The 14,856-nt window shown below is 66.7% G+C and carries 12 protein-coding genes; 7 read left to right on the forward strand and 5 right to left on the reverse strand.

The window, feature by feature from the left end; genetic code table 11:
- Nucleotides 1-74 precede the first annotated feature (74 nt).
- From pta to H9638_RS00455, 4 genes are all read left to right on the forward strand, one after another.
- On the forward strand, nt 75-2,147 hold the full coding sequence (gene pta, locus H9638_RS00440) for a phosphate acetyltransferase (RefSeq protein WP_191745232.1): 2,073 nt from the start codon (nt 75-77) through the stop codon (nt 2,145-2,147).
- Nucleotides 2,148-3,284, forward strand: a complete 1,137-nt coding sequence (locus tag H9638_RS00445) for an acetate/propionate family kinase (protein WP_191745233.1) — start codon at nt 2,148-2,150, stop codon at nt 3,282-3,284.
- Nucleotides 3,285-3,447: 163 nt separating this feature from the next.
- Nucleotides 3,448-3,849 (forward strand): hypothetical protein, encoded by a 402-nt coding sequence (locus H9638_RS00450; RefSeq protein WP_191745234.1) that lies wholly within the window; start codon nt 3,448-3,450, stop codon nt 3,847-3,849.
- Between the two features lie 127 nt (nt 3,850-3,976).
- The gene (locus H9638_RS00455) at nt 3,977-5,161 is read left to right on the forward strand and encodes a zinc-dependent alcohol dehydrogenase (protein ID WP_191745235.1); all 1,185 of its coding nucleotides are present in this window, start codon (nt 3,977-3,979) and stop codon (nt 5,159-5,161) included.
- A 64-nt stretch (nt 5,162-5,225) separates the two neighbouring features.
- Here H9638_RS00455 and H9638_RS00460 read toward each other — a convergent pair whose 3' ends face one another.
- Together H9638_RS00460 and H9638_RS00465 are read right to left on the reverse strand one after the other, a co-directional pair.
- Nucleotides 5,226-7,094, reverse strand: coding sequence for a glycoside hydrolase family 15 protein (locus tag H9638_RS00460; protein WP_318241731.1), 1,869 nt, complete (start codon nt 7,092-7,094; stop codon nt 5,226-5,228).
- Between the two features lie 27 nt (nt 7,095-7,121).
- A complete protein-coding gene (locus tag H9638_RS00465; RefSeq protein ID WP_191745237.1) occupies nt 7,122-8,006 on the reverse strand; it encodes a glycerophosphodiester phosphodiesterase in 885 nt (294 codons plus the stop codon).
- 320 nt (nt 8,007-8,326) lie between these two features.
- Here H9638_RS00465 and H9638_RS00470 point away from each other — a divergent pair, with 320 nt between their 5' ends.
- Nucleotides 8,327-9,532: a DUF445 domain-containing protein gene (locus H9638_RS00470; protein ID WP_225216903.1), complete on the forward strand. Its 1,206-nt coding sequence runs from the start codon at nt 8,327-8,329 to the stop codon at nt 9,530-9,532.
- Here the strand turns inward: H9638_RS00470 and H9638_RS00475 are convergent.
- From H9638_RS00475 to H9638_RS00485, 3 genes are all read right to left on the reverse strand, one after another.
- Nucleotides 9,529-10,275 (reverse strand): hypothetical protein, encoded by a 747-nt coding sequence (locus tag H9638_RS00475; RefSeq protein ID WP_191745239.1) that lies wholly within the window; start codon nt 10,273-10,275, stop codon nt 9,529-9,531. The two genes, H9638_RS00470 and H9638_RS00475, sit on opposite strands and share 4 nt — an antisense overlap.
- Nucleotides 10,276-10,409: 134 nt before the next feature.
- Nucleotides 10,410-10,676, reverse strand: coding sequence for a GlsB/YeaQ/YmgE family stress response membrane protein (locus H9638_RS00480; protein ID WP_066300776.1), 267 nt, complete (start codon nt 10,674-10,676; stop codon nt 10,410-10,412).
- A 151-nt stretch (nt 10,677-10,827) separates the two neighbouring features.
- Nucleotides 10,828-11,475: an alpha/beta hydrolase gene (locus H9638_RS00485; RefSeq protein WP_191745240.1), complete on the reverse strand. Its 648-nt coding sequence runs from the start codon at nt 11,473-11,475 to the stop codon at nt 10,828-10,830.
- Between the two features lie 147 nt (nt 11,476-11,622).
- Between H9638_RS00485 and H9638_RS00490 the strand changes: the two genes are divergently transcribed.
- On the forward strand, nt 11,623-12,684 hold the full coding sequence (locus H9638_RS00490) for a 1-phosphofructokinase family hexose kinase (RefSeq protein ID WP_191745241.1): 1,062 nt from the start codon (nt 11,623-11,625) through the stop codon (nt 12,682-12,684).
- Nucleotides 12,684-14,846 (forward strand): PTS fructose transporter subunit IIABC, encoded by a 2,163-nt coding sequence (locus tag H9638_RS00495; RefSeq protein WP_191745242.1) that lies wholly within the window; start codon nt 12,684-12,686, stop codon nt 14,844-14,846. Before H9638_RS00490 ends, H9638_RS00495 begins: the two co-directional genes overlap by 1 nt.
- Nucleotides 14,847-14,856 lie beyond the last annotated feature (10 nt).

Raw genomic sequence — 14,856 nt, forward strand, 5'->3', positions numbered from 1 at the left:
GGCATTTGGGAGGATAGAGGTGGCTTGCCCCACGAGGACCGGGTGCGGGCCCCTCCTAGAGATCGGATGCTCCAATGGCCCGCGGAATCTACGTAAGCGCGATGACGCCGGGATCGGGAAAGACGCTGATCAGTCTGGGGCTGGCGGATATGCTCCACCGCCACGCCGACAGGGTGGGTTTCTTCCGGCCCATCGTCGAAGGACCCGACCGCGAGGACGATCCGGTGGTCCGCCTGATGCAGCGCCGCTTCAACCTAAGCACCTCGAACTGCCGCGGCGGCCTGACCCGGCCCGAGCTGAGGGCGCTGCTGGTGGCCGGGGAGCGCGGCGAAGTCGACGCGCGCTGCATGGCCATCTACAGCGAGATCGCGGCGAACTGCGATGTGGTGATCGTGGAAGGAACAGATCTTTCCGGGCACGACGTCGCCCTCGAGTTCGATCTCAACGCCCGCCTGGCCAATAACCTGGGCGCCATGGTCATGGCCGTGGTCAACGCACGGGATATGTCCGTCGATGAGGTTGCCGACGCCGTGGATGTCTCCCGCCGCCAGCTGGCTGCCGCTAAGTGCGACCTGCTGGCCATAATGGTCAACCGGGCCGAAGAATCTTCGGTGGACGAAGTCCGGGCGAACGTCCGGCCCGGCGCCTCCCACCGGCCGGTCTACGTGCTCCCTGAGCTGAACGAAATTTCCCAGCCGTCGATCTCCGAGGTGTCCAAGGCCCTTTCCGCCCGGCAGATTGCCGGCAGCAGGTCCCTGGAACGCGATGTCACAGGCATCAAGGTCGCGGCGATGACTGTCAGCAACTTCATCACCCAGCTCGTCGACGGGTCCCTGGTGATCGCCCCGGGCGACCGCGCAGACGTGATGGTCGCGGCACTGGCATCCTCCTTCTCGGCGGAGTTCCCCGTGCCCAGCGGGATGATCCTCACCGGGGGCCTGCCCCTTGACCCCGGCATCCTGGCGCTGCTCGCCCAGGCCCCCTTCCCCGTGTTTGCCGTGGACAGTGACACGTACACCGCGGCCCGGGACGTCAGCCAGGTCCGCGGCGAAATCGCCACCGGCCAGCGCCGCAAGGTCGCAGCGGCACTCGGTGTCTGGTCCCGCTACGTGGACGAGCAGGAACTGCTGGAGCGGCTGGAACTCCCCCGTCCGGAAAAGACCACTCCCCTGCGCTTCCTGAACGAACTGATCGTCCGGGCCCGGACCAAACGCCGGCATATTGTGCTTCCGGAAGGGCTGGACGTGCGGATCCTGCGGGCGGCGGAGATCCTGCGCCGCCGGGATGTCTGCGCCCTGACGGTCCTCGGCCCCGAAGTTGAGGTCCGCGAGCTCGCCGCCAGCGAGGGCATCGACCTGACGGGAATCACCATCATCAATCCTGCGACCAGCGGACTGCGGGACGATTTCGCCCGGGAATATCAGCAGCTGCGGGCCAAAAAGGGTGTCACCCTGGAGGACGCCCAGGAACGTATGGCCCAGGGGGCATATTTCGGAACCATGATGGTCAAGCTGGGCCGGGTGGACGGCATGGTCTCCGGCGCCGCGCACACCACTGCCAACACGATCCGGCCGGCCCTGGAGTTTATCCGCACCAAGGAAGGCTCACAGATCGTTTCCTCGGTTTTCCTGATGCTGCTCCAGGACCGGGTTTTGGTCTACGGTGACTGCGCGGTCAACCCGGACCCCAATGCCGAGCAGCTGGCGGATATCGCCCAGGCCTCTGCCGACACTGCCGCACAGTTCGGCGTCGCTCCCCGCGTAGCCATGCTTTCCTACGCCACCGGCACCTCCGGGTACGGGGAGGCGGTGGACAAAGTCCGGACCGCCACGGAGATTGTGCGCAAAGCCCGGCCGCAGCTTCCCGTGGAAGGGCCCATCCAGTACGACGCCGCAGTGGATGCCTCGGTGGCGGCGTCCAAGGCGCCGGGGTCCTCCGTGGCGGGGCAGGCGACCGTGTTCATTTTCCCGGACCTGAACACCGGCAACAACACCTACAAGGCGGTCCAGCAGTCTGCGGGGGCCGTCGCCGTCGGGCCGGTGCTGCAGGGCCTGCGCAAACCCGTCAACGACCTTTCCCGTGGCGCTACGGTGGAGGACATTGTTAACACCGTGGCCATCACGGCCATCCAGGCGCAGGAGGACTAAATGCTGATTCTGGTGGTTAACTCAGGCTCCTCGTCGCTGAAATACCAGGTGCGTGATACCGACACCCACGAAATTCTGACCAAAGGGCTCATCGACCGGATCGGCGAGTCGGAGGTGCCGGACCACCGGGCCGCGCTGCTGCGGCTCAGCGAGGAGGTCGGGCAGGCTCTGCAGGGGAAAAAGATCGAAGCCGTAGGCCACCGCGTGGTCCACGGCGGCGAGCGCTTCAGCCAGCCCGTCCTGGTGGACAATGAGATCACCCGCGCCATTGAACGGCTTAGCCCGCTGGCGCCGCTGCATAACCCGGCCAGCGCCATGGGCATCCGGGCGGTCGCCGAACGTTATCCGGGCATCCCCCAGGTGGCTGTTTTTGATACCGCGTTTCACCGGACCCTGCCCCCGCGCGCCTGGCGGTATGCGATCCCGACACCCCTCTACCGCCGGTACGGGATCCGCCGGTACGGCTTCCACGGCACCAGCTGCGGCTACGTCAGCGAACTGGCCGCCGATTTCCTGGGCATACCTTTGGAGGAGTTCGACGCCGTTGTGGCCCATCTGGGCAACGGCGCATCGGTGACTGCCCTGCAGGGAGGCCGGAGCATCGATACCTCCATGGGCTTCACCCCGCTGGCAGGACTGGTGATGGGCACCCGCAGCGGCGACATCGACCCCTCAATCCTGGTGTTCCTGGCCCGTGAAGGGTACAGCGCTGATGACATCGACTCGCTGCTGAACCGGGAGTCGGGGCTTCTGGCCCTCAGCGGCAACACGGACATGAGGGAGATCACCAGCGCTGCCGAGGCGGGAGACCAGCAGGCGGAACTGGCCCTGGAGATCTCCGCCTACCGCCTGGCCAAATATATTGGCGGCTACCATGTGGCCGTGGGCGGAGCGCGGGCCATCATTTTCACCGCCGGAATCGGAGAGAACGACGCCGCCTTCCGCGCGCGGGTCGTGGCGCTGCTCGGCGCCCTGGACGTCCGGATCGATGAGGCCGCCAACAGTGTCCGGTCAAACGAGGTCCGCCGGATCAGCACCGCCGATTCGGCGATCGAGGTACTGGTGGTTCCCACGGACGAAGAGGAAGCGATTGCGGAGGCAACGGCGGAAACCGTACTGGCTGCCGGGCGTGAATAGCCGCCAATAATGGGCACGCCGCTCCGGCACAGCAACCCCTACCGGCCGGTACCCGGCGAAAGTCCGGGGAGCGGTAATTACGGCGCGACACGGGTGCCCGGCCTTGCTAGCATTCTCGGCAGGTTAAGCAGAAGCCGCGGATCCCCTCGTGCGTGGAGTTGGCATGGAACACAACCTGCGGGTACTCGTAAGTATCGATACGGCAAGCTCGTCTGCCTGCATTGAGGTGCGCGGGTGCCTGGTGCAGGCCAATTGCCCGGACCTGCTGGAAATCCTCCGGCACACTGCCACCCTCGGCACCCATGTGGCCGTCAACCTGACCAAGGCCCTGCATCTGGAGGCAACCGTTCTCGACGAGCTGCTCCTGCAGGCGGGCCAGGTCCCGTGCCTGCCCCTGGACGGCGGGCACACCACCGTCTCGGTGCGCCTGCCCTCCCGCCTCCCGTCCTGTGAACCTCCCCGGCTCCGGGCACCCGTGCACCCCCTGGGCAACACGCAGGCGTTCGAGCTGGCCTTCCAGCAGCATGATGCTGCCGCTCTTCGGCCCTCCCGGAGGCCCGGCTGACCTGAATTCGGGGCTTCGGGCCGCGGATCCCCCTCCCCGAATTGTCAGCAGGCTTATGAATTGTGTCAGCAGGCTTATGAATTGGCAGGATGGAGCCAATTCATCAAGCAACGATCAGGAGGCCGGCATGAAGGCAGTGACATGGCAGGGCAAGCGGAAGGTCAGCGTCGAGGAGGTCCCCGATCCGGTGATCGAGCAGCCCACGGACGCGGTCATCCGGATCACCTCCACCGCACTATGCGGCTCCGACCTGCATCTTTACGAAGTCCTGGGCCCCTACATGAATGCCGGGGACATTGTGGGGCATGAGCCGATGGGCATCGTCGAGGAAGTCGGCAGCGCGGTGACCAACCTCAAGCGCGGCGACCGGGTGGTGATTCCGTTCCAGATTGCCTGCGGACAGTGCTTTATGTGCCGGCAGGGGCTGCAGACGCAGTGTGAAACCACCCAGGTCCGCGACAAGGGCATGGGCGCCGCACTGTTCGGCTATTCAGAGCTCTATGGATCGGTGCCGGGCGCCCAGGCCGAATACCTGCGGGTGCCGCACGCGGATTACGGTCCGATCGTCGTCGGATCCGAACTCCCCGATGACCGCTACCTGTTCCTCTCCGACATCCTCCCCACCGCGTGGCAGGGCGTGAAGTACGCCAATGTGCCCGACGGCGGCACCCTGGCAGTCTACGGGCTGGGCCCGGTGGGACAGTTCGCAGCCCGGATCGGAACCCACCTCGGCTACCGCGTGATCGGCGTCGAGCCCCAGGCGGAACGGCGAGACCTTGCAGCCCGCTATGGCACCGAGGTTCTGGACCTGTCCAAGGACCTCGGGGACGAGCTGCGGGAGATGACCCAGGGCCGCGGTCCGGATGCAGTCGTGGACGCTGTGGGAATGGAAGCGCACGGCTCCGGCGCTGGTGCCTTTGCCCAGGCCGCCGTCGGAATCCTGCCGGATGCCCTGGCCCAGAAGGCCATGGAAACCGCCGGTGTTGACCGTCTGGCGGCCCTGCACAGCGCCATCGATGCCGTGCGCCGCGGCGGCACCATCTCGCTGAGCGGGGTCTACGGCGGCACCGCTGACCCCATGCCGCTGATGACCATGTTCGACAAGCAGCTGAACCTGCGCATGGGCCAGTGCAACGTAAAGCGCTGGGTCGATGACCTGCTGCCGCTGGTGGAGGACCCGGCGGATCCGCTGGGAGTCACGGACCTGGTCACCCACCGTGCCGGTCTGGACGCAGCTCCGGAGCTGTACGAAAAGTTCCAGAAGAAGGAGGACGGCTGCATCAAGGTGGTCTTCCAGCCGGGCCTGAACTAGGCCACCCACCCCTGCCCTTCGCCTCTGCGGCGCAGGGCAGGGCAGCGGACCCGGCTGTGTTTCTTCAGATGCTTCTGTCCAGGGACGCTGCGTCTACGGGGTCCGCGGACCGGGCGGGGGATCCGCGCCGCTGCGCTTCGGCCACATGAATGGCGTCCACCGCCCGGACCAGCGCCAGATGCGAAAAGGCCTGCGGGTAGTTTCCGGCCATGCGCCCGTTCACCGTGTCATATTCCTCGCTGAGGAGCCCAACCTCGTTCGCGTAGCCCACCAGCTGGTCCATCAGGTCCAGGGCCTCACGCATCCGGCCGGTGCGGGCATACTGCTCAGCCAGCCAGAAACTGCAGGCCAGGAAGGGATTCTCTCCCGGCTCCAGCCCGTCAACCCCGGAGGTGCTTTCGTAGCGCAGCAGCAGGCCGTCCGGGTTGAGGAGCGTGTCCTCGAGCCGGGCCACCGTGCCGAGCATCCGGGGATCGTCGTACGGCAGGAAACCCACGTGCGGCAGCTGCAGCAGGGAGGCATCCGGCAGGGTACTGCCGTAACACTGCACGAACGAATTCAGTTCCGGGTCATAGCCCCGCGCCAGTATTTCCACACGCAGACCGTCCCGCAGGGCCTCCCACAGCTCCACCGGTCCGTCCAGGCCGTCTTCGCGCACCGCCCGCGCTGCGCGGTCGAAGGCCGCCCACATCATGACGCGGGAGTGCGTGAAGAACCGCGGTTCCCCGCGGACCTCCCAGATGCCGTGGTCCGGGTCCTCCAGATGCCGTTCCAGAAAACCCAGGAGGGCGCGCTGCAGCGCCCAGGAGAAATTGTCCTCCTTCACACCCCGCTCCCGCAGGCGGGCCAGGGACACCATCACGGTGCCAACGACGTCGGCCTGGTACTGACCCACGGCACCGTTGCCGAGCCGGACCGGGCGGGAACCGGAATGACCGGGGAATTGGTGCAGAATCCGCTCCGGAAGGTCCCGGCCGCCGTCCACCGCGTACATGATCTGCAGGTCTTCGGGGTCCCCGGCCACCGCGCGCAGGAGCCAGTTGCGCCAGTGCAGGGCCTCATCCTGGTAGCCGTGGGTCATCATGGCCTCCAGCGTGAGCGCCGCATCCCGCAGCCAGCAGTACCGGTAGTCCCAGTTGCGGGTGCCGCCGAACTCCTCCGGAAGGGACGTTGTGGGTGCCGCCACGATTCCGCCGGTGTCCTCATGGGTAAGCGCCCGCAGCACCAGCAGCGAGCGCCGCACCGGCTCCTGGTAGCGGTCCAGGTCCACACAGTGCCCGGCCCAGTCCTGCCAGTACCGTCTGGTGGCCGCCAGGGCAGCATCCACGTCGGTTTTTGCCGGCGTAGGCCGGTGCGAGCGGTACCACAGCAGTTCCAGGTCCACGGTCTCACCCATGCTGACCGTAAACTCGCCGGTATGCCGGTGGTCGCTGCCGTGGGGGATATTGCCGCCGTGCAGCACCATGGCGCTCGGTCCGGCGATAGCCAGCAGCTGCTCGGTCCCGGCCGGGCTTTCCCGCCGCATCCAGGGGACAGTGTCCCCGTAGTTGAAGCGGACCTCCAGTTCCTGGCGCATATGAACCGTGCCGGACAGTCCCCGCACGCGCCGGATCACCGACGCCCGCCGGTCGCCAACAGGCATAAAGTCCGTGACCAGGACCTCTCCCCCGTCGGTCCGCCAGACGGTCTGCAGGATGAAGGTGGCGTCCAGATAGGTGCGGGAAAGCACCCTGGCACCTTCGGCGACCGGTTCCAGCAGCCAGCGGCCGTGATCCTTGGTCCCAAGGAGCGCACCGAAGACCGAGGGCGAATCAAAGCGTGGCAGGCAAAGCCAGTCCATGCTCCCGGCACGGGATACCAGCGCTCCGGTGTGGAGATCTGAAATAAGGGCGTAGTCCTCGATCGGAGTGGCCATTGCACCACTCAACCACACACCGCGCCCGCGGCCTATGGTCCGGACTTAGCCGTTCCCGGCCTGGTCCGCCCGCCCCAGGGCGGCCAGGACACTGCGCAGCGCGCGCGGATAATTGGTGGTGAATTCCTGCACGCCCAGCCGGTGCGCTGCCTGCGCATCAGCAGGATCGTCAACCGTCCATGCCCGGATGGTGGTGCCCGCCGCAGCCCACCCGGCGACCCGTTCCGGATGCGCCCGCAGGTACTCGACGCCCGGACCAGCAATGCCGGCCTCACCCGTCGACACGAGCTCTTCGCCCTCGGCCAGCGCACGGTTCAGCATTCCAGCGGTATCGAAGCCGGGCGGGAGCAGCGGCGCTGCCTCGGCAATGGCGGCGTCGTCCACGTCGGCCAGCAGCTGGCACACAAAGGCTGCCGGCACGGTGCGGCGCAGCTGGCGGACGGATTCCGGGCTGAAACTCATAAAGCTGACCGTGATCAGACCCAGCCGGGAGGTCTCCGGTTCCCAGCCCCGGGCTTTGAGCAGGGCCAGGACGGTGTCCTCCAGGTCCAGCCCGAAGGGGCCGGGCTGCTTGAACTCGACCGCCAGGGAAATCCGGCGGCCTGCACCGGTGAGCAGGTCCAGCAGTTCGGCCAGGGTGAGGAACTGTTCGGCGGGGGTCCCGTAGGCAGCCGGAACCGGGACCTGTTTCCAGCCGCTGAAGTCCAGCTTCCGCAGCTGCTCAACGGCACGGGAAGCGACCGGCCCCGTCCCGTTTGAGGTGCGGTCAACCGCCGCATCGTGGATGAGCACCGGCTGGCGGTCACCGCTGAGGTGGACATCGCACTCAACTCCGTCAGCGCCGTCGGCCAGTGCCTGCAGGTAGGCAGCACGCGTATGCTCCGCGTAGGCGCCGCTGGAACCGCGGTGGGCATAGATGAGGGATTGCATGTCAGGCCTTTCGCCGCTGTCTTCCTGCACGCGCTCCACGCTACGCGAGCCGCGCCGCGTTAAGTCCTCCCGCGCGTGGCGCGAGGGTCCCCGGTGCTGGTTAGATGGCAGTGCCGGTTCGCGCAGGCACCGGAAGAGCCGGACGCCTGGAATACGCGCTCCCGCACTCTAACCCAGGAGTTGCTGCACATGTTTGGTCGCCCGTATTCCAGGATTGCCGCGAACCTGCGGACCGCTCGGCCCGCAGCCGGATTCAGGGCACGCCGGTGAGCACGCCGCTGCTGGAGAAGGATGCAGTGAAGGCCGCCGCCCTGCGCCGGATGAAGCTCCTGGCCACCAGCCTGCTGGTACTTCTGGGCATCATCTTCGTGGTTGCCTTCGCCCTGCAGGACCAGTACCCGTGGCTGCAGTATGTCCGGGCTGCTGCAGAGGGCGGGATGGTCGGTGCCCTGGCGGACTGGTTCGCCGTCACCGCGCTGTTCAAGCATCCGCTCGGACTCAAGATCCCACACACAGCGATCATCCCGCGGAACAAAGACCAGATCGGCGCCACCCTGGGTGACTTCGTGGAGGACAATTTCCTGTCCGATGAGGTTGTGGAGGCCAAACTGACCTCCATTGGCATAGCCCAGCGTGCCGGCGCGTGGCTGGCCCGTCCGGAGAGCGCAGACCGGGTTGCGCGGGAAGGAGCCGCGGCGATCCGCGGCATCCTCCGGGTACTCGACGACGATGCCGTCCGGGACGTCCTTGAATCCATGTTCCGCAGGCACGTGGTGGATGTGCCCTGGGGACCTCCGGCCGGCCGCATGGCTGAACGCATCTTCGATGAAGGCCACCACCACCAGCTGGTTGACCTGCTGGTGGACAGCCTGAGCGACTGGGTCCGGCAGAACCCCGACGTCGTTTCCCGGCTGGTCTCCGAACGCTCCCCGTCGTGGGTGCCAAGCTTCCTGGATGATCTGGTGGGCGACCGGGTCCAGGTGGAACTGAACCGGTTCCTCGCTGCCGTGCAGGAGGACCCGAACCATCAGGTCCGGGTGGCGCTGGACAACTATCTCCGCGGCCTGGCCAGGGACCTGCAGCATGACCCCGAGGCGATGGCCAAGGCTGAGCGCATCAAGGAACAGGTGCTGGATGATCCCAGGGTCCGGGAACTGGTGACCCAGACCTGGAGCACCATCAAGACGGCCCTGTCCGATGCGGTGGATGATCCCGACAGTGAACTCAGCACCAACTTCAAGGCAGCTGTGCAGGACTTCGGTTCGCGGCTGGTCAGCGATCCGGAGCTGGCAGCGAAGGTCAACGCCTACATTGCGGATGCAGCCGGCTACCTGGTGCGCACCTACCGCAAGGACATCGCCGGCGTGATCACGGAAACCGTGGAACGCTGGGACGCCGATGAAACCTCGGAGAAAATCGAACTGCAGGTCGGCAAGGACCTGCAGTTCATCCGGATCAACGGAACCGTGGTGGGTTCCCTTGCCGGGCTGGCCATCTTCACGGTGGCCCACGCGATATTCGGCTAGGCGGACCGGCGTTCCGGAAGGGCCAGGATGTCCGCGGCGAGTTCACCCGGAATAGCACCCGGGGCTTCGCCGAAGGCCCGGTGGGTTGCCTTGATGACGGAGCGGCCCATCGTGTAGTTCCCGGCTCCGCCGATCACGGCGCCAATACCCAGGGGAAGTGCCCGGCCAATGATGACCGATCCCTGCCGGGCCAGCATTTTCCGCATGAACTGTTTGCGGATGGAGGCACCGATGCTGCCCAGCATTCCCGAGGAAGCGCTGCCCATGGCACTGCCCCAGGGCTTTCCCTTGCTCAGCTGCTGCATCATCGCCGTTCCCTCTTCGCCCAGCATGATCGCCATGACCACTGTGCGGGACCGCTCCGGATCCTGGAGCCGGACGCCGTGCAGCTCCGCCACGGACTGGGCGTAGAGCGCGGTGGCCTCCAGGAAGCCGAAGGTGGCGGCGGCGGACAGTCCGAGCGCGGCAGCGGTTCCCACTGCGGGTACGACGGCGGTCGCGCCGACGGCTGCTCCGCCTCCGGCGACAGCCGCAAGGTAGTGGTGCTCAAGGATTTTGACCAGTTCCGCTGCCGTCGCATCGGGATGCCTGCGCTGGAGGCGCCGGATATTGGCCAGCACCAGCGGCCGCTGCACTTCCACGGCACGCTCGATGCCGCGGGCAATGTGGGACTTTGGCTTGCCGTCCCGGTCGAAGACAGCGCCGCCGGCAAGCCGGAGTGCACTGGTGGTCTTGAAGCCCATGGACTTGCTCCTTACGTCTGCCGGATTTATCCGCACGGTTAGCTTACGCGGACGAAGTTAAAGACGAACGGGCCCACGGAAATACTCCCGTGGGCCCGTTCGGTGGCTGCGGGGCATCCCGCTGCCTGCCCTGGCTAGGCGCGAGCACCGCGCTTGGTGATCATGCCGTAAACCAGCAGGACGACGATCGAGCCAAGAATGGCTACGATCCACGTCTGCAGCGACCAGAAGTTCTCGAGGCCAACGTTGAAGATGGCGTTGCCGATGAAACCGCCCAGCAGGGCGCCAACAACGCCGAGAACGAGGGTGATAACCCATCCGCCACCCTGGCGTCCCGGAAGCAGAGCCTTCGCAATAGCACCTGCAATAAGTCCCAGAATAAGGAAAGCAATGATACCCATGTGAATACTCCTTGCTGTGTGTGAGTGACTGGTGAAAGTCAGCATGGCCTGTGGGCCGCGCTTTCCATAAGCCTACTTCATAAGCATGCTTATGCGAAGTCGGATTCGCACAAAATTATCCCTGTTTTAGGTATCGTGCCTAGTCAGAGCGTTACTCAGTGACCTTATTTTTTTGTGGTGCCAGGGCGAAACGGCGCAGGAAGACAGCAATATCGCGCATTTCATCCGCTTCGATCCGGTGCCCCATACCCGGGTACGTCCGGGCAGTCAGCTGGGTGTTGAGTTCCAGCCACCTGCCGGCGGCTGCGACGGCGTCGGGATGGATCACCCAGTCGGCCCGGTCCCTTCCCCAGAAAAACGGGACCCGGCGGGCCAGGGGCTCCGCCATTGCCAGCAGTTCACTTTCGACCACGAATCCGGAGAGCCCGACGGCGCTGGTGAACGCCGCTGGACGCAGCCGCAACGCGGTCACGGCCATCGCCATTCCCTGGGAGAACCCAAGCAGTGATACGCCGGTGAAGCTCCCCTGCTGCTCAAGCGAAGAGATCGTGGCCAGCAGCTCCGAGCCTGCCTGGAGAACCTCCGCTGCGTCGGAGGCCAGCATCGGATCCAGCAGGAACCACCCGAAACTTCCGCCGACGTCGAACCTGCCCCGCAGCGCCACCCCGGTGACCCCGGGCGGCAGGGAGGGAAAGAGTGCCTGCATTGCCGTTTCATCCGAGCCGTAGCCGTGAAGCATAACCAGGAGGTGGGTGCCCGGCCGCTCGGCGGCGGGGGCTGACCAGATGAGGTGATGCATGCCTCCAGAGTAGGGCCGGAGCGCCTCCGCGCGCGTTTGCCCCCGCGTCCGCCAGGCCGGCGGCCGACCATTGTGTTGGGCATGGCAGGAACCTAAAGTTTCAAACAGCGCATAGATGTGCGCCGCGGCTGCTGATAGCGGGGGCTCATGTACTCAGGGACGAACCGGGGCGCCATAGTGACGCTGACCGCCAACCCCAGCCTGGACCGGACAGTGGAACTCTCCGGAGTCCTGGCCCGAGGGGCTGTCCAACGGGCCGCGGGATTCCATGAGGAACCCGGCGGGAAGGGCGTCAACGTCTGCCGGGCGCTCAAGGCCTCCGGTACCGCCTGCGTGGCAGTACTGCCCGGGGATAACGGAGATCCGGTGGTGGCGGGCCTGCGGTCTGCGGGTATCGATCACCGGAATCTGCCCATCGGTGCAGCGCTGCGCGCCAACCTCACGTTCACTGAACCGGATGGAACCACCACCAAGGTCAATCTGCCCGGGCCGGAGCTGGGCCCGGAGGTCCAGGAGAATCTGCTGGCCCTGACGCTGGAGGCCTGCACGGGACCGGAAGATACCCAGGCGGCCCGCTGGCTGGTGCTGGCCGGGTCACTGCCGCCAGGGGTCCCCTCCGACTACTACGCGGTGGTCGCGGATGCCGTTCGGCGGCGCTTTCCGCAGAACACGCCGGCCCTCGCCATCGACTCCTCCGGCCCTCCCCTGCTCGGTGCGCTGCTGCACGGGGCGGCGCCCAGCCTGCTGAAGCCCAACGGCGAAGAACTGGCGGAAGTTACCGGCATCGCCACGGGTGACGAGCTTGAGTCGGATCCGTCACTTGCCGCTGGTGCAGCACTGACCCTGATCGAGCGGGGTGTGGGGGCTGTCCTGGCCACCCTCGGCGCCCGGGGCGCGCTTTTGGTAACGCCCGACGGCGCGTGGCTGGCTACCCGTCCTCCGGTCACGCCCCGGTCCACGGTGGGCGCGGGCGACTCCTCGCTGGCCGGCTATCTGCTGGCTGAATCTGCCGGGAAACCGCCCCAGGACTGTCTTCGGCAGGCCGTCGCGCATGGTGCAGCAGCCGCATCACTGCCCGGCACCAGGGTGCCTTCGCTGGAGGAGACCCATCCCGAAGAAGTCACTGTTCATCCGGTGGACCCGCGGCCGGTTCCCGGATCCAGCGCCAGGCGCGGACCCGCACCAACCTCATCTAAGGAGCAATCCTGATGTCAGACCTCATTACGCCGGAGCTGGTCACCTTGGACCAGGACCTCGGCACGTCACGGGACCAGGTCATCCGTTACCTTGCAGAGAAAGTGGTCTCTGCCGGACGCGCCACGGGCTTCGATGAACTTTACGCGGACGCGATGGCACGGGAGCAGAAGACGGCCACGGGCGTCCCCGGCGGCATAGCGATTCCGCACTGCCGTTCCGCCGCCGTAACCCGGGCAAGCCTGGCCATGGCACGCCTGCAGCCCCCGGTGGACTGGGGCGCCAAAGACGGTCCGGCGGACATCGTGTTCTTCATCGCAGCACCGGAAGGCGCTGACCAGGAGCATCTGCAGCTTCTGGCCAAGCTGGCGCGGTCCCTGATCAAAAAAGATTTCACTGCTGCACTGCGCAGCGCCGAGACGCCGCAGGCAGTGGTGGAACTCGTCGACGGAGCACTCGGCCTGGGGGCGCAGCCGGAAGGGGACCAGGCACCGGCCTCCGGCGCCTCAGCGGGCGGCGGCCCCGCCGGCCCATCCCACCGGGCCGGCGGGGCAGCGGCCGCCGCGGGAGCCACAGCCGCCGGCGCCACAGCAGCAGGTGCTGGCGGCGGAGCCGGTGTCCCCGCGGACGGAACCAGCCAGGCAGCAGAGGGCGGGACTCACGCCGGCGGGACCACACCGCAGCGCCTTGTCGCGGTCACCGCCTGCCCAACCGGCATTGCGCACACCTACATGGCAGCGGACTCCCTGGCCGCCGCAGCCGCCGAACGCGGCATCGACCTCCAGGTCGAAACCCAGGGATCGGCTGGCTCCACCCCGCTGGATCCGGAAATTATCAAGAACGCCGACGCCGTGATCTTCGCGGTGGACGTTGATGTCCGGGACAAGGGCAGGTTCGCCGGCAAACCGGTGGTCAGCGGCCCGGTTAAGCGGGGAATCGACGAGCCCGGGGTCATGATTGACGAGGCCCTGGCGGCTGCGAAGGATCCGAACTCCCGGAAGGTTGCCGGCGGCGGAGGGGACGGCGGAGATGAGCGGGCGGCCGCCGGGGGCGAGAGCTTCGGCGGGCAGCTGAAACGGGCCCTGCTCACGGGCGTCAGCTACATGATTCCCTTCGTGGCCGGCGGCGGCCTGCTGATTGCCTTGGGATTCCTGCTGGGCGGTTATGAACTCGCCCTCTCCGACGAGGCCGGCGTGGCCAACGGGGATACCCTGCTGGCCGGCACCGGGATCTTCGACCTGCCGCCGGAAGGCCTGCTGGCGTATCTGGGGGCAGTGTTCTGGAAGATCGGGACCATCTCGCTGGGCTTCCTGGTCCCGGCGCTGGCCGGCTACATCGCCTACGCCCTCGCGGACCGGCCCGGAATCGCGCCGGGATTCACCGCCGGTGCCGTTGCCCTCTTTATGGACGCGGGCTTCCTCGGCGGCATAGCCGGCGGCCTGCTCGCCGGTTATGTGGCCATGTGGATTGGCCGTTGGAAGGTGCCAAACTGGCTGCGCGGCCTGATGCCGGTGGTCATCATTCCGATGCTGGCTTCGCTGGTGGCTTCCGGGCTGCTTCTGCTGGTCCTGGGCGGACCCATCGCTGCCCTGACCCTCGCCCTGAATAACTGGCTGACCGGCCTGACCGGGGTGGCGGCCATCGGCCTTGGCGTGATCCTGGGCCTGATGATGGGCGCGGACCTCGGCGGCCCTATCAACAAGGTCGCCTACGCGTTTGCCGTCGCCGGACTGGGCGAAGCCACGGTTGAGAACCAGGCCCCGTGGGAAATCATGGCGGCGGTGATGGCTGCCGGCATGGTGCCGCCGCTGGGCATGGCCCTCGCCACCGTCCTGGACAAGCGCCAGTTCAGCATGGCCCTGCGGGAGAACGGCAAGGCGGCCTGGCTGCTCGGTGCCGCGTTCATTTCCGAGGGCGCCATTCCGTTCGCTGCTTCGGATCCGCTCCGCGTCATCCCGTCCACCATGCTGGGCGGCGCCGTTGCCGGGGCCATCTGCATGGCGGCCGGCGTGACGTCACAGGCACCGCACGGTGGAATCTTCGTCTTCTTCGCCATTGGGAACATCCTGATGTTTATCGTCGCCATCCTGGCCGGTATGGTCGTCACCGCACTGGTGTTGGTAGGCCTCAAACGCACAACCGCACCCAAGACGGCAGAAGAACCCGTTGTGGCCTAGGGACCAGGGA

The organism is Arthrobacter pullicola (assembly GCF_014836875.1).
Taxonomy (GTDB): domain Bacteria; phylum Actinomycetota; class Actinomycetes; order Actinomycetales; family Micrococcaceae; genus Arthrobacter_B; species Arthrobacter_B pullicola.

Coding starts and splice junctions, on each gene's coding strand:
- pta (WP_191745232.1), top strand. CDS start 75: ATGGCCCGCGGAATCTACGTAAGCGCGATGACGCCGGGATCGGGAAAG.
- H9638_RS00445 (WP_191745233.1), top strand. CDS start 2,148: ATGCTGATTCTGGTGGTTAACTCAGGCTCCTCGTCGCTGAAATACCAG.
- H9638_RS00450 (WP_191745234.1), top strand. CDS start 3,448: ATGGAACACAACCTGCGGGTACTCGTAAGTATCGATACGGCAAGCTCG.
- H9638_RS00455 (WP_191745235.1), top strand. CDS start 3,977: ATGAAGGCAGTGACATGGCAGGGCAAGCGGAAGGTCAGCGTCGAGGAG.
- H9638_RS00465 (WP_191745237.1), bottom strand. CDS start 8,006: ATGCAATCCCTCATCTATGCCCACCGCGGTTCCAGCGGCGCCTACGCG.
- H9638_RS00470 (WP_225216903.1), top strand. CDS start 8,327: ATGAAGCTCCTGGCCACCAGCCTGCTGGTACTTCTGGGCATCATCTTC.
- H9638_RS00475 (WP_191745239.1), bottom strand. CDS start 10,275: ATGGGCTTCAAGACCACCAGTGCACTCCGGCTTGCCGGCGGCGCTGTC.
- H9638_RS00480 (WP_066300776.1), bottom strand. CDS start 10,676: ATGGGTATCATTGCTTTCCTTATTCTGGGACTTATTGCAGGTGCTATT.
- H9638_RS00485 (WP_191745240.1), bottom strand. CDS start 11,475: ATGCATCACCTCATCTGGTCAGCCCCCGCCGCCGAGCGGCCGGGCACC.
- H9638_RS00490 (WP_191745241.1), top strand. CDS start 11,623: ATGTACTCAGGGACGAACCGGGGCGCCATAGTGACGCTGACCGCCAAC.
- H9638_RS00495 (WP_191745242.1), top strand. CDS start 12,684: ATGTCAGACCTCATTACGCCGGAGCTGGTCACCTTGGACCAGGACCTC.